At 65.6% G+C, this 13759-nt stretch carries 13 protein-coding genes and 1 tRNA gene; 4 read left to right on the top strand and 10 right to left on the bottom strand.

The genetic code is table 11. The features are described 5' to 3' along the window. Positions 1-98: 98 nt before the first annotated feature. Positions 99-1097, top strand: a complete 999-nt coding sequence (locus N5B55_RS14740; RefSeq protein WP_304538520.1) for a Bug family tripartite tricarboxylate transporter substrate binding protein — start codon at positions 99-101, stop codon at positions 1095-1097. 6 nt (positions 1098-1103) lie between these two features. Here the strand turns inward: N5B55_RS14740 and kdpE are convergent, their stop codons facing one another. From kdpE to N5B55_RS14720, 4 genes are all read right to left on the bottom strand, one after another. Continuing rightward, positions 1104-1808 carry a two-component system response regulator KdpE gene (gene kdpE, locus N5B55_RS14735; RefSeq protein ID WP_009277253.1) on the bottom strand — a complete coding sequence of 235 codons (705 nt, stop codon included), beginning with the start codon at positions 1806-1808 and terminating at the stop codon, positions 1104-1106. Between the two features lie 68 nt (positions 1809-1876). Continuing rightward, positions 1877-2188, bottom strand: a complete 312-nt coding sequence (locus N5B55_RS14730; protein ID WP_004628878.1) for a high-potential iron-sulfur protein — start codon at positions 2186-2188, stop codon at positions 1877-1879. Positions 2189-2523: 335 nt separating this feature from the next. Then, positions 2524-3591, bottom strand: coding sequence for a histidinol-phosphate transaminase (gene hisC / locus N5B55_RS14725; RefSeq protein WP_178959496.1), 1068 nt, complete (start codon positions 3589-3591; stop codon positions 2524-2526). Positions 3592-3758: 167 nt separating this feature from the next. Next, positions 3759-3834, bottom strand: a tRNA-Arg gene (locus N5B55_RS14720). A 381-nt stretch (positions 3835-4215) separates the two neighbouring features. Here N5B55_RS14720 and N5B55_RS14715 point away from each other — a divergent pair. Both N5B55_RS14715 and N5B55_RS14710 read left to right on the top strand, forming a co-directional pair. Then, complete coding sequence (locus N5B55_RS14715) at positions 4216-5112, top strand: c-type cytochrome (protein WP_154208102.1); 897 nt, start codon at positions 4216-4218, stop codon at positions 5110-5112. Positions 5113-5286: 174 nt separating this feature from the next. Then, positions 5287-5700, top strand: coding sequence for a surface-adhesin E family protein (locus N5B55_RS14710; protein ID WP_154208104.1), 414 nt, complete (start codon positions 5287-5289; stop codon positions 5698-5700). 18 nt (positions 5701-5718) lie between these two features. On the opposite strand, the gene N5B55_RS14705 is transcribed toward N5B55_RS14710, so the two are convergent. Next, the gene (locus N5B55_RS14705) at positions 5719-6792 is read right to left on the bottom strand and encodes an LmeA family phospholipid-binding protein (RefSeq protein WP_065858056.1); all 1074 of its coding nucleotides are present in this window, start codon (positions 6790-6792) and stop codon (positions 5719-5721) included. Beyond that, on the bottom strand, positions 6789-7916 hold the full coding sequence (locus tag N5B55_RS14700) for a hypothetical protein (RefSeq protein ID WP_304538519.1): 1128 nt from the start codon (positions 7914-7916) through the stop codon (positions 6789-6791). The genes N5B55_RS14705 and N5B55_RS14700 overlap by 4 nt, the downstream gene beginning before the upstream one ends. Positions 7917-8290: 374 nt before the next feature. Here N5B55_RS14700 and N5B55_RS14695 point away from each other — a divergent pair, with 374 nt between their 5' ends. Further along, a complete protein-coding gene (locus tag N5B55_RS14695) occupies positions 8291-9109 on the top strand; it encodes a MerR family transcriptional regulator (protein WP_065858054.1) in 819 nt (272 codons plus the stop codon). Between the two features lie 91 nt (positions 9110-9200). On the opposite strand, the gene N5B55_RS14690 is transcribed toward N5B55_RS14695, so the two are convergent. From N5B55_RS14690 to N5B55_RS14675, 4 genes are read right to left on the bottom strand one after another with little or no spacing between them, the layout of a single operon-like run. Then, a complete protein-coding gene (locus N5B55_RS14690; protein WP_009239703.1) occupies positions 9201-10097 on the bottom strand; it encodes a metal-dependent hydrolase in 897 nt (298 codons plus the stop codon). Continuing rightward, complete coding sequence (locus tag N5B55_RS14685; protein ID WP_304538518.1) at positions 10094-11116, bottom strand: alpha/beta fold hydrolase; 1023 nt, start codon at positions 11114-11116, stop codon at positions 10094-10096. Before N5B55_RS14685 ends, N5B55_RS14690 begins: the two co-directional genes overlap by 4 nt. Before the next feature lie 9 nt (positions 11117-11125). After that, a complete protein-coding gene (locus N5B55_RS14680; protein ID WP_065858050.1) occupies positions 11126-12016 on the bottom strand; it encodes an SDR family NAD(P)-dependent oxidoreductase in 891 nt (296 codons plus the stop codon). A gap of 28 nt (positions 12017-12044) precedes the next feature. Beyond that, the gene (locus tag N5B55_RS14675; protein ID WP_304538517.1) at positions 12045-13667 is read right to left on the bottom strand and encodes a flavin-containing monooxygenase; all 1623 of its coding nucleotides are present in this window, start codon (positions 13665-13667) and stop codon (positions 12045-12047) included. Positions 13668-13759: the final 92 nt, after the last annotated feature.

Below are 13759 nucleotides of genomic sequence, written 5' to 3'. Positions count from 1 at the left end.
TTTTCTTTTGCCTGCCGTTTTTGTACTTTGCCGGGGCGAGCTTGCCTGAGCATCGGCCTACAATGTTTCTTTCCGTTTCTTTCCTCCGACATTGCGCCATGACTTCCGCACGTACTGCCCGCCGTCGTCTGATTGCTTCTGCTGCACTACTGTGCGCCGGTCTGCCGTTGCTTGCTGCTGCGCCGGTGCAAGCGCAGGACTATCCGGCCAAGCCGATCCGCATCATCGTCGCGTACCCGACCGGCGGCATTTCCGACAACGTGGCGCGTGCGCTCGGTGAAAAGCTGTCGGCGCAACTGGGCCAGCCGGTGGTGGTGGAAAACCGGGCCGGTGCCGGCGGCAGCATCGGCATGGACGCCGTAGCCAAGGCGGCTCCGGATGGCTACACGCTGGGCTTTTCGTCGGTGAGCCCGCTGACGCTCAATCCGCATTTCGGCAAGCTGCCGTACGACCCGCAGAAAGACATCGCGCCCGTGGCCAACGTCATGTACGCACCGATGATCCTGCTGGGCACGCCGTCGTTCACCGGCAAGAGCTTTGCCGACATGCTGAGCCAGTCGCGGGCCAAGCCAGGTTCGATCCGCTGGTCGACATCGGGCCTCGGTACGGTCGGGCATCTGGCGCTGGAGCAGATCAAGTCGCAGGCGCGTGTGGATATCACGCTCATCCCGTACAAGGGCGGTGGCCAGCAACTGACCGATGCGCTGGGCGGCCAGGTTGAAGTCATGTCGACCAACGTCGGCCCGACCCTGATGCAACACATCACGAGCGGCAAGCTGCGCCCGCTCGCGGTGGGTGCGCCGCACCGGCTCGATGCGCTGCCCAATGTGCCGACCTTTACCGAGCTGGGTTACGCCAAGGCGAATATGGCGTCGACCTTTGGCGTGTTTGCGCCGGCCAAGACGCCGGCCCCCGTGGTTGCCCGGTTGAATGCAGAGATCAACAAGGCGCTGGCTGCGCCCGATCTGCGCGAGCGTCTTACGCAGGCCGCCGTGGTGCCGGCCGGCGGCACCGCCGAGCAATTTGCCGCGGCCATCCGCGCGGAATACGACAGCAACGGCCGCATCGTGCGCGCCGCCGGCATCAGGGAACAGTGAGCCGGCTTACGCCGTAAACCGGTACCCCACGCCGACTTCGGTCAGCAGGTGTTCGGGCCGCGCCGGATCGCGTTCCAGCTTGTGGCGCAGATGGCCCATGTAGATGCGCAGGTAGTGGCTGCTGTCGGAATGCGCCGGGCCCCAGACTTCGCGCAGCAGCTCGCGGTGCGTCATCACGGTGCCGCGGCGGCCGAGCAGCACCGCCAGCAGCCGGTATTCGATCGGGGTGAGATGGACCGCCTCGCCGTTGCGGCTGACCAGGCGGCGCGCCAGGTCGACTTCCACCTCGCCGAAGCGGATCACGCTGCCGCCGTCTTCGCCGCGCTTGGCATGTCGCCGCAACAGCACGCGCAGGCGCGCAACCAGTTCGCCCACGCCGAACGGTTTGGTCAGGTAATCATCCGCGCCCGCATCGAGCGCCTCGATCTTGTCGCGCTCATCCACGCGGGCCGAAAGCACGAGCACCGGCACTTCCGTCCAGGTGCGCAACTCGCGAATCAGCTGCATGCCGTCGCCATCGGGCAAGCCGAGATCGAGAATCACGGCATCCGGCTGACGCGTGCCCGCTTCGATCAGGCCGCGCTCGACGCGGTCGGCTTCGTGGACTTCGCAGCCTTCCTCCTCCAGCGCGGCGCGCACGAAGCGTCGGATGTGCGGTTCGTCGTCGATGACGAGGACAGTGGGTGTGAATGTGAACGGCATGGCAGGCATTGTAGAGCGAGTGCCCATGAAAAACGGACCCCGCAGGGTCCGTTTTTCATGGGGCGAGGCTCCTTCGCTCAGGCCTTCTTTGCCCAGGCGCTGCACCAGCCCTTGTTGGCGACGTCCTTGCCGGCGAACAGCGGGCAGCCGCCTTGCGCAGCCGTACCGCCTTGGTACAGGGCGCAGTTGCCGCAGTGCTGATCCGGCGTGTGCTTCGGGAACTTGGCCTTGTCGGCCTTGGTCGTGTCAGCCACGTAGCCCAGTGCCTTGGCTTGCGGATCGGTTTCCGCCACCATCGGTGCAGCCAGTGCCAGGTCCGACATCGACATGACGGCGCCCGCGGCGGCCACGATGGGGATGCTCTTCAGGAATTGACGACGATTGGACATGCTGATTCCTTTTGTGGGAGTGTGTTGTGTGGCGTCCCGTGCCGCCCGCGCAGTGCTCAGGCTCGCCCTAGGGGACAGCGGACGGCGTCGGCGCGCCGTTTACCCGCTTGTGCATTCTGGCACAGCAATCGGGCGGCGGCATCTGCGTCCGGTCAATGTTCCCCATACCTGAGCGCAGCAATCGCGGATGTTCGTGGCCTTCGATCGGCGCCGTGCCATGCCGCGCAGGTACCCACATGCACCGTGCGATCGGGACGTGCAGCCGTCAGCGCGGGGCGCCGCCCCCCAAATGGCTGGCCGACCCCGGTGGCAATTTGCCGCACGCGCGTGCGTACTTACTTCAGCAGACCCTGCAATGCGTTTAAGAATGCGTCGCATTCATCGTCGGTGCCGACGGTGATGCGCAGATGCTGGTCGATGCGTGCGAGCTTGAAGTGGCGCACGAAGATGGCTTGCTCTTTCAGGCGCGCCGCGAGCGTGGCCGCATCGTGGACCGGATGCCGGGCGAAGACAAAGTTCGCCATCGACGGCACGACTTCGAACCCCAGCGCCTGCAGCGCTTGCGTCAGTCGCACGCGGCTTGCCACCACGCGAGCGCACGTGGTGCGGAAGTACGCATCGTCTTCGTAAGCCGCTTGGGCGGCCGCCTGCGCAAGGCGGTCCAGCGGATACGAATTGAAGCTGTCTTTCACGCGGTTGAGCGCTTCGATCAGCGCCGCGTGCCCGAACGCGAAGCCGATCCGCATGCCGGCCAGCGAGCGCGACTTCGACGTCGTGTGCACGACCAGCAGGTTGGGATAGCGGTCGATGAGCGCAATGGCCGACTCCGCGCCGAAATCCACATAAGCCTCATCGACCACTACGACCGACGACGGGTTCGCGGCGACGATCCGCTCGATCTCCGCCAGCGGCAGCGCGTGGCCGGTCGGAGCGTTCGGGTTCGGGAACAGCACGCCGCCTGCGTCGTCAAGATAGTCGTCGGCGCGGATGGTGAAATCGTCTGCCAGCGGCACCACTTCGTGCTGCACGCCGTACAGCCGCGCGTAGGTCGGATAGAAGCTGTATGAGATGTCGGGAAAGCGCAGCGGCTTGTCGTGCTTGAGCAGCGCCTGAAAGACGTGCGCCAGCACTTCGTCCGACCCGTTGCCGGCAAAAACCTGTTCCGGCCGGAGGCCGACATGCGCGGCGACCGTCTCGCGCAGCCGGAGCGAGAGCGGATCGGGATAACGGCGCAGGCTGTCGCCCGTCTCGCCCAGTTCTGCAGAGATTGCCGCCACCACGCGCGGCGACGGCGGGTAAGGGTTCTCGTTGGTGTTCAGCTTGATGGGCCGCGCGATGTCCGGCTGCTCCCCCGGGACGTAAGGCACAAGTTGCTCAACGATCTTGCTCCAATAACGGCTCACGGTTCGAATCCTGATGGGTGGTGATTTTCAGTGTGCCCGCAGCGCGATCGAGGAATAAAAAATGCAGGGGGACTGGACACGGTTCGGAAACAGGCAAACAGCACGTTCCGGCAGAAGCGCGGTTCTGACGGGGGAAACCGTACAAGTTTGGGCCAATCTTTGATGTTTGGCGCGCCCGGCTGGGATCGAACCAGCAACCCCTGCCTTCGGAGGGCAGTACTCTATCCATTGAGCTACGGGCGCATATCGGCGCAGAACGCACCGAAAAGGAAGCCCCGCAGGATAGCGCATTTGGGCGCAAGCGTCCATCGCAGCCCTGTGAGCCCCCGGGTATGAGGCCTGCTGCTGCAACGTTTCGTTGGGTTTTTGACGCAGGTCGAAAAGCGGCGCCTAGGGCTGTCCCGCGTGTCAAAGGCCAAAGCATTGCGGATATAATCGCGCGTTATTTGCCAGAAGAAAGACGGGGACAGGTCTGTCTGGGCCGACGCGGCGATTGCATCGCCACGGTCTTCCTGCCCTCATCGCGATCGAATGCGGCCCCCACGCTCTGCCGGCGATGCTCGTGACCTTGCCGGCGGCGCTCCGAGGGCTCCAAGAGCGGTTCCACCATCCTGAGAGTTGAGCATGAGCGACGCGCAACACGACGAACACGAGCCTCTGATCAAGACCCCCAAGCAGCTGATCATCGCGGTCATCGCCGCCTTTGCCGTTCCCATCCTCATCATCATCCTGCTGGCCAATTACGTTGGCCTGGGCGCCCGGGAAGGCGCAGGCGGTTCCGGCATGTCGGAAGAGGCCGTCAACGATCGCATCAAGCCGGTTGCACAACTCGAACTGAAAGACCCGAACGCACCGCGCGTCTACAAGACCGGCGAGCAGCTCTACAAGGAAGTCTGCGCGACCTGCCACGCAGCAGGCGTGGCCGGGGCGCCGAAGTTTGGCGATGCGGCAAGCTGGGGCCCGCGCCTGTCGCAGGGACTCGATGGCCTGACGAAGGTGGCGCTGGCGGGCAAGGGCGGTATGCCGGCGCGTGGCGGCACGTCGCCGGATGACGTGAGCGACTACGAAATCGAGCGGGCCATCGTCTACATGGCCAACTCTGCGGGCGGCAAGCTGCAGGAACCGGCCGCCCCGGCCGGCGCGGGCGCAGCACCGGCTCAAGCGGCTGCACCGGAAGCATCGGCCCCGGCGGCTGCACAGGCTCCGGCCGCTGCTGCGCCGGCACCTGCTGCGGCAGCACCGGCCGCGCCGGCTGCAGCCGCCGCACCGCAAGCCTCGGCGGGCGAAGTTGGCAAGAAGGTCTACGAGTCGACTTGCCAGATGTGCCACGCCGCCGGTGTGGCTGGCGCGCCGAAGTTTGGCGACAAGGCCGCCTGGGCGCCGCGGATTGCCCAAGGCAAGGCCAAGTTGTATGACTCCGCGCTGCACGGCAAGGGCGCGATGCCGCCCAAGGGCACTTACGCCGGCTCGGACGACGACGTGAAAGCCGCCGTCGACTACATGGCCGCTGCTGCCAAGTAAGCCGCCCTGCATTCCCGAAGAAGCCCGCCTCGAGCGGGCTTTTTTGTTCCCTGCTGCAGCACTGTCACGCGCGGGGCACGCCGTTTGCTACGCATTTTTTGATGTGCGGAGAACGATGCAGCCATGCTGCTGCGCCGCGCATACGTATGTGCAATGAGGCAAACGGAGGTTGCGATGCGAACGGAACGAACCACGCTGATCTACTGGGTGGCGGCTGCCCTGGCAATGGGTGGCTCGACAGCCATGGCGGCTGACAACTGGGTCAAGCTTGCTCCGCTGGCGAACAACAGCGGCTCGCTCTATCTGGACAAAGACTCCATCCAGCGCAACACGGATGGCACGGTGCGCGCCACCACGCGCGACGCCTATGACGCGCCGCGCAAGCTGTCGGACGGCAAGGCGTATCAATACGATACGCGTACGTCCGTCTACGACTGCAAGGAGGGGCGAATCCTGCCGGTCAGTGCGCTGATCCAGGACAGCCAGCACGGCACGGTGCTCACCAAGACCATCGACGGCCCGCGCTGGGAGGCTGTCGTGCCGCGCTCAGAGGGCGAGGCAATCCTGCATGCCGTCTGCGAGAAGTAATGCGCTGTGACGATGGCGCTATTGAGCGGCCCCTGCCGGCGCGAGGTCCACACGCAGCGTGCCATCGGCATCCATGCGCGTGGTGCCGCGCGCGGCGGCCTCGCGGTAGTGATACAGGTCGAAGCGCAGCGGCCCGCGTGTTGATGTATCGGTCACGAGAATGCGGCTGTTGGCGACCAGCACGTTGTACATCTTCAGGTCTCCGGACTGGATCCAGATGCGGCTCGCGGCGTCGGTTGGCGCCGGCGCACACATGGCGGGCGCGGGGCCGAACCCGAGCACCAGCCCGTCAGGCGTAACACGCGCCGTCTTCATCTGACCGACCAGGCGCGGCGGCGGGAAGACCGTGTATTGGTCCAGCACCATGTCGTTGCCATCCAGCTTGGCGCCGGTGCGATTGAGCGGCGCAAGCTGCGACAGCTCCAGCCCCATCCCTTTGAGCAGCGCCAGCGTCTGGATGCCCATCACGCGTGCCTCGGTGGGCGTGTAGACGAGATAGCGCGATTCCTTGAGCGCCAATGTGCCGCGCATGCCGAACGGCAGCCACACTCCGGGAAAATGATTGCGCAGCTTGAGCCCGCCGGAGACGTCGAGCACGCCGTCGCCGGGCGTGAGCGACAGCGCATTGAGCGAGCGCGGCGAATAGTCGAGCAGATACCGGTTGAAGAGCGCGTCGAGCGAATCCTTGGGCACCGTCACTTCACCGCCCAGGATGCGGATGTCGAACTGGCCCGGATCGTCCATGTCGACGGGCTGCCCCGGCTTGTGCGACACAAGTTGCGCGGTGAGCTGGTGTACGTGGAAGCCGATGTCGCCGGTGATGCGGAAATCCACATCGCGCATCTGCACGACGGGCGGTGCGGTGCCGGAGTCGCGCGCGACGGCGGGGCCGCTGGCATTGGGCGCGCCGGAGGACGGGTCGCACCGCTGCGACCATTGCTGGCGCACCGCGGTCAGCTCCTTGCGTTGGGCGTTGGCCATCGGCGGCTCGGCGGCGCGGGCGAGGGCGCTGGCGAGCAGCCCGGCCAAGCCAAGCGTCACCAGCGCCAGGCGCAGCATCACGGCAGCGAGAGCGAAGGCGGGGGCGATCATGGCGCGGTCCTCTTGGCGAGTTGCAGGGCAGGCTTGCTGGTCTTGGCAATCGCAGTCGCCTTGGCGGCGGCGAGCGTGTCGAACGACGGCATCAGCACGCGGATGCCGCCATCCGTCGAGAAGCGCAGCGACCCGGCCACCAGCTGATCGCGATAGCGGTACAGGTTGAACACAAAGGGCTTGGCCGGGTCGGCCACGACGATATCGATGCGCGCGTTCATCGGCATCGAGCGCATGAATCGGATGTCACCGCCGCGGAAGAGGATGTACGGGCGCTGTGCATCGGCGGCGTTCGCCAGCGGCGGCATCTGCGGGTTGCCATCGCCGATCTGCATGAGCAGCCCGTCCCGCGCGACGCGAATGGCGGAAAGCTTCAACTCCAGCGCGGGTGGCGGAAACAGCTTGGGCACCTGCATGACGATTTCGCTGCCAGTCAGCTGCACGGCAGGCGTCGATACCGGCAACAGATCGGCCAGTTCGATATGCGCCGCGCCCATCAGCGCGGCGGCATCCTGCCCGCGCACCTTGACCACGTTGGGGCGAAACACGATAGTCTGCGGATCGCGCAGCACCAGCGGGCCCCGCAGTTCGATCGGCACCCAGGCGCCGCGCCGGCGCATCTCGGCGCGCATGTCGAGCGTGCCGTCGTCAAGCGAGAAACTGAAGCCGCGCAACGGGGGGTCTTCGCCCGGCCCGCGCGCAAAGACCACGGTATTGAAGAGCGCGGCCATGCTTTCGGCCGTGACGCGCACCGAACCGCTCACCGGCTGCAGCGTGTACGACGACACATCGTCGAGCCACACCGGGTCGCCGGGCGCACGCGGCACCATGCGCAGCGCGAGCTGATCGACCAGGAAGCCCACGCCGCCATCGAAACGAAAATCGACATGACGCAGATACGAGATCGCATCGGGCTGGCCAGAATCGCGCAGCGTGGCGGGCCGCACCTCACGCGTGGCGAGATTGCCCGACTGGAATGGCGCCCGCGCCTGGGCGCGTGCATCTTCCAGCTGCTTGGCTTTGTCGGCTTCGATGGCGCCGTGCCCGTCGCCCGCGGTGGCGCAGCTTTGCAGCAGCAGCGCCGCCACCACTGCGCCCGCAGCCCGAAGCCATGGAGCCCGCACTCGCGCACCGATGTTTTGACCGTACCCGGCCCTAGATGGCGCCTTGGATTTTTGTCGCGGGGAGGAAAAAGACGGGAGGCTGTTTGAGCGCAGCGAGTTTGCCTCTCCTCCCTCCCCGTGACACAAATCCAAGGGGCAGTCGCCATCTCGGGCGCGCCTTTCCTTGCTTACCTTTCTTTGGCAAGACAAAGAAAGTAAGTCGGCCCCGGCAGGGGGCGAAACACGGGATGTGCCAACAGCATCCACAGACTGCCAGCGGCGCAGCCAATGCAACATGAAGTCCCACATCGACGGTCTCCTCGTCGTGAGAAACGCACCGGAAACGTTCCGGTCACCGACGCGGTCTGTCGCCGCGCTCGTGTAGAATTTTTTGCATGCCTGCCCGCAAACCAACCGGCGACGCCGGTCCGCCTGCCACTCCGCCCGCCCGCGAGTTCACCATCGATGAACTGGCGCGCGCGGCTGAAACCACTGTCCGCAACGTCCGCTCGTATCAGGACCGCGGCCTGATCGATCCGCCCGAGCGGCGCGGCCGCGTGGGCATCTACACGCAGGCGCATCTGGGGCGGCTCAAGCTCATCAATCATCTGCTCGGGCGCGGCTACACGCTCTCCAACATCCAGGAGCTGCTCAAGGCCATCGTCGAGGGCCATGACCTGCGCTCCATCCTCGGGCTCGAATCCGCCATCGCGAGCCCCTGGTCCGATGAGTCGCCCAAGCACTACTCGCTCCTGGCGCTCGCCAAGCTGTTCGGCCGTGCCATGTCGCGTCAGGCGCTGGCGCGCGCCATCTCGCTCGGCCTGCTTGAACCCGATGGCCTGGGCTATCTGGCGCGCAGCCCGAAAGCACTGCTGGCCGGCGCACAGATGGCAAAAGCCGGTTTCCCGCTCGTCGAAGTGCTCGACATCATCGAGCGTGCCCGGCCGCATACGCAGGCGGTGGCCGACGATCTTGTCGCCATGGTGGTGCGCGAACTCGACAAGTACGGCAGCGACCTGCCGCCAGTCGAAGACGTGCCGCGTCTGGTCGACGTGATCTGGCGCATCCGTCCGCTGGCGCTGGTCGCGGTCGAGGCTGAGCTGATGCGTGCGCTCGAGACGGCCGCCAACAAATACCTTGGCGACCGCGTGGCGCAGGTCATCGAGCACATGCACGAACCGCCGGGCAGCGCGCCCGGGCCGGACAAAGGCTAGTGTCTCCAGCGCGCCCATGCGTGGGGCGCGCCTGATCTATTTCTAGTTTGATCCCGATATGACGGGTGCTGCAGGCGTTTTGAATGCCTGCTCAAGATCCGGCCGCGCCCGCCGTCGACAGCTTGCGGCGGATCGACGGCGACGGCGCTTCGCCGTTTGCAGCGGCGTACGCTTCAATTTCCGAGATCAGCTTGGGCAGGCGTTCAAGTGCGTCACGGTTGTCTTCATCCCAGGGGTGAAATGAAGGCCGGAAAAAGTCGAAGAATTCCGGGATGATCTTGCGCAGCGGCGCCGGGTGAATCCACAGGAAATGGAACGCCTTACCGAGGCCGAGGAATTTGTGCTTGACGGTGCGATCCGCAAAGATCAGCCGCAAGTGCACGTAGAACACCATCGCCCAGAATGTAACGGTCGTCACCAACATCGTCAGCGTGCGCGTGAGGTAGCGGCCCACGCCCGGCTTGATGGCCAGGTTCCAGACGTCGTAGCTGACGGCCTTGTGCTCGGTCTCTTCCATGGCGTGCCACAGCCAGACCTGGCGATAGCCGGGTTCCGAATTGCGGCCCAGGCCATCTTCATGCGAAAGCACCTGGCCGGCCAGCATGGCGGTGTAGTGCTCAAGCGCCACGGTCACGGCCAACTGGTGCGACTTGGGCGTGTACTTGCGCAGCACGTTCAGGAACTTGCCAATAAAGCGGTCGATCCGCGTGGCGGGCAGGCCGGCGCGATCGAGCAGGTCGTTGTACAGCACGTGCTCACGCGTGTGCATGGCCTCCTGCCCGATGAAGCCGGCCACGGCCTGCTTGAGCTCGGGGTCGGTCACCAGATGGCGGTAGTTGCGCACGCTGTCCATGAAGAAGCGCTCGCCGGTCGGGAAGAAGATCGACAGCGCGTTCAGGAAGTGGGTCACGTGCGGGCCTCGCTCGTGCCAGTTGCTGATGCGATCAGCCGGCAGGTGAGGATGCACGTCGCGACGGACTGGCATCATGGGCGGTTCTCCTGGAATGTGGTTTCTGAAAGGCGCGTCGATGCGCGCCCCTGATCGAGGAATGCACAGAGGTCGGTCCCCACGCGTACGGGGTCTTCCTCCATCGGGATATGGCCGAGCGCCGGATACATGCGCAGCGTGGCGCCGGGAATGCGGCGGGCGAATTCGCCGGCATGCGCGGGCGGGATCCACCGGTCGCGCTGGCCCCAGAGGATGAGCGTGGGCACTCGGATCGAGGCCAGCCCGCTGGTATCGACATCGTCAAAGCGGAACTTCGGCACCATCTTGCCGATGGCCTGTCGTGCGCCGTCGGCATAGAAGAAATCGGCGTAGCGGCGCAGCGTGGGTTCGGACACGCGCGACGGGTCGCCATACACATCGCGCGTGGCGGCGCGGATGATCCCCTCCGGCAGCATCCACGGCGACGTCATCCGCACGCCAATGTGATTGAACAGATCGATGTAGATCGGCAGCTTCATCGGAAAGCCGGCCGAATCGATCAGCACGAGCTTCTCGACGCGGCCCGGGTGCCGCACGGCAAAGTCCCACGACACCATGCCGCCCAGCGAGTTGCCGACCAGGGTCAGTTTCGACAGGCCGAGCGTGTCGACAAACGCGTCGATGAAGTCGCGGTACAGCGGCAGCTCCATCGTGCGCGGGCGGCCCTGAGCGTCGCGCAGTGGGCCGGTGATACCGAACGGCGGCAGGTCGAGCCGAATCACGCGATAGCGCCGCGTGAGTTGCGGCAGCACGCCATCCCACGTGTGCAGCGATGCGCCAAAGCCGTGGATCAGCAGCAACGTGCCGTCGGAATTGGCGGCACCTTCATCGGTGTAATGCACGCGCGTGCCCATCAGGGGCAGGTAGCGCGATTGCGGCTTGGCGTAGCGCGCGATCAGCACGTCGCGCCCGATGCTGCGCAGGCCGATGCGGCCGGGACGCAGCATCGCGCGGGCGACATTGAGCAGATTCGCGCGCGGGGGGCTGGCGAACAGTTCGCCGGTGGTGGCCGTGTCCATCGGCACCTCCTACTTGGCGCGCGCGGTGGCCGGCGCCGTATCGTCGCGCAGTGCCTTCTTGCGCGTGCGGCGGGCTTCGCGCACGACCAGCGCCTGATACGCGGCAGGCAGCACGCGGGCCATCACGTCTGCAGCGTGCGCATCGGGGCCGATCAGCACGCGGCGCTTGTTCTTGCGCACGCCATCCAGAATCACCTGCGCGGCCTTCTCTGCCGAGGTGATGAAGAACTTCTCGAACTCCGCCTTGCCTTGCTGTTCGTCGCGCACCAGGAAGCCGTTCATGCTCGGCGAGACGCGGCTCGACTTGGCAATGTTGGTCTTGATGCCGCCCGGATGGACGCACGTGGCCGACACGCCGCAGTTCATCAGATCCAGTTCCTGGCGCAGCGCTTCGGTGTAGCCGCGCACGGCGTACTTGCTGGCGTTGTAGGCGCCCATGCCCGGCTGCGCGAAGATGCCGAAGATGCTCGACGTATTGATGATGTGGCCGTTGCCCGTTGCCTTGAGCAGCGGCAGGAACGCCTTGGTACCGTGTACGACGCCCCAGAAGTTGATGTTCATGATCCAGGCCAGCTCGTCGTCTTCCATGCCTTCGATCGTGCTGGACAGCGCCACGCCCGCGTTGTTGAAAATCAGGTTGACCTTGCCGTGCGCGGCGGCCGCTTCTTCGGCCCAGCGGTACACGGCGGCGCGGTCGGCCACGTCGACCGCATGCGTGGTCACGCGGATGCGGTCGCCCTCGTGCGCGCGCACCAGTTGCAGTGTCTGCGCGAGCGCTGCTTCATTGCGATCGGCCAGCGCGAGGTGGCAGCCTTCGCGGGCCAACTGCAGCGCCAGCGATCGGCCCATGCCCGACGCGGCACCCGTGATGGCGGCAACCTGATTGTTGAATGACTTCATGGCGGGGTCTCCGTGTGGCTGACGCGCCTCAGGCGCGGTCGAGCGCTTCTTCGTTAGGGGTGTTCTGAGCGGCGGGCACCGTGCGGGCAGGTACGCGCAGCGGCACACCCTTCGGTACGGTCATCGGGCGCGTGCGGTAATCCGCCAGGCGGAAATGCGCGGTCGCGCGACGGAACTGCCACGTGAATCCCGGCCACAGCGTCGTGTTCTTGCCGGTCTTCGGATCGAGGTACCAGCTTACGCAGCCGCCGGCAGACCAGATCGCGTTCGACAGCCGCTTCTGGATGCCGTCGTTGAAGCGGCGCTGCACATCCGGGCGCACGTCAATGGCGGCCACGTTGTGTGCGCGCATCGACTTCAGCGCATCGACGATGTACGCCACCTGCGACTCAATCATGAACACCATCGACGAGTGGCCGAGCCCCGTGTTCGGGCCCACCACCATGAAGAAATTGGGGAAACCCGACACGGTCGTGCCCAGGTACGCCTCCGCGCCGTGCTTGTCCCACGCATCGACAATGTCCACGCCCTGGCTGCCAAGCAGCACACCACGCGGGAACGGGTCCGTTGCGTGAAAGCCCGTGCCGAAGATCAGGCAATCGACTTCGCGCCGCGTGCCGTCGGTGGTGACGATGGCGTTGGGCTCCACGCGTGCGATGCCTGAGGTGATGACGTCGACGTTGTCGCGCGTGAGCGCCGGGTAATAGTCGTTCGAGATCAGGATGCGCTTGCAGCCGATGGTGTAGTTGGGCGTGACCTTCTCGCGCAGCACCGGGTCTGCAACGCGGCGCTTGATATGGCCGCGGGCCATGCGTTCCACTGCCTTCATTAACTTCGGATGGATCACGAAGCCGAGCACGCGCGATTCCAGCATCCAATAGATGCCCGTGCGCATCAGCTTTTGCGTGAACGGCAGGTGGCGGAACAGCCAATGCTCCGCGCGCGACACCTTGCGGTCGGGCTTGGGCAGGATCCACGGCGGCGTGCGCTGATACAGGTCGAGGCGGCCGACCTTCGGCGCAATCTGCGGCACGAACTGGATGGCCGACGCACCCGTGCCGATCACGGCGACGCGCTTGCCGCGCAGGTCGTAATCGTGTTCCCAGAGCTGGGAGTGGAAGGCCTTGCCCTGGAAGGTTTCGATGCCGGGAATGTTCGGCCAGGCCGGACGGCTCAGGCCGCCCATGCCGGAGATCAGCGTGCGGGCGCGGTAGCGGCGGCCGTCGGCCATCTCCAGGTTCCACACGCCTGCAGCATCGTCGAATGCCGCGCGCGCCAGTTCGTGATGGAAGCGCACATGCGGGCGCACGCCAAATTCATCGGTGCAGCGCTCCAGATACGCGCGGATTTCCGGCTGCGGCGAATACATGCGCGACCAGTCCGGATTGGGCGCGAACGAAAACGAATACAGGTGCGATTGCACATCGCACGCGCAGCCGGGGTAGTGGTTGTCGCGCCACGTGCCGCCTACCGAACCCGCTTTTTCGAAGACGAGGAAGTTATCGATGCCGTGCTGCTTGAGCTGGATCGCCATCCCCAGGCCGGCAAAACCCGTCCCGATGATGGCGGCATCAATCAGGGCGGGGGCGTCGGGGCTGTGCGGGGTCGGCGCAGAAGCGTCGGCACGCGGGAAATCGGTCCGTGCGTTCACGTGGTGTCTCCGTGGGCACCACTTGGGCGCCTCTTAATGTGACATTGATCGATGTCATCGTAGGAGGCTGCCTGGAGCGAGTCAATCGGCCG

The organism is Ralstonia pickettii (genome assembly GCF_030582395.1).
GTDB classification, from domain to species: Bacteria; Pseudomonadota; Gammaproteobacteria; order Burkholderiales; family Burkholderiaceae; genus Ralstonia; species Ralstonia pickettii_D.
Note: the sequence above shows the minus strand (reverse complement) of the source record. Positions and strands in the feature narration are given on the sequence as shown.

Coding starts and splice junctions, on each gene's coding strand:
- N5B55_RS14730 (WP_004628878.1), bottom strand. CDS start 2,188: ATGTCCAATCGTCGTCAATTCCTGAAGAGCATCCCCATCGTGGCCGCC.
- N5B55_RS14715 (WP_154208102.1), top strand. CDS start 4,216: ATGAGCGACGCGCAACACGACGAACACGAGCCTCTGATCAAGACCCCC.
- kdpE (WP_009277253.1), bottom strand. CDS start 1,808: ATGCCTGCCATGCCGTTCACATTCACACCCACTGTCCTCGTCATCGAC.
- N5B55_RS14690 (WP_009239703.1), bottom strand. CDS start 10,097: ATGATGCCAGTCCGTCGCGACGTGCATCCTCACCTGCCGGCTGATCGC.
- N5B55_RS14695 (WP_065858054.1), top strand. CDS start 8,291: ATGCCTGCCCGCAAACCAACCGGCGACGCCGGTCCGCCTGCCACTCCG.
- N5B55_RS14680 (WP_065858050.1), bottom strand. CDS start 12,016: ATGAAGTCATTCAACAATCAGGTTGCCGCCATCACGGGTGCCGCGTCG.
- N5B55_RS14740 (WP_304538520.1), top strand. CDS start 99: ATGACTTCCGCACGTACTGCCCGCCGTCGTCTGATTGCTTCTGCTGCA.
- N5B55_RS14685 (WP_304538518.1), bottom strand. CDS start 11,116: ATGGACACGGCCACCACCGGCGAACTGTTCGCCAGCCCCCCGCGCGCG.
- N5B55_RS14705 (WP_065858056.1), bottom strand. CDS start 6,792: ATGATCGCCCCCGCCTTCGCTCTCGCTGCCGTGATGCTGCGCCTGGCG.
- N5B55_RS14710 (WP_154208104.1), top strand. CDS start 5,287: ATGCGAACGGAACGAACCACGCTGATCTACTGGGTGGCGGCTGCCCTG.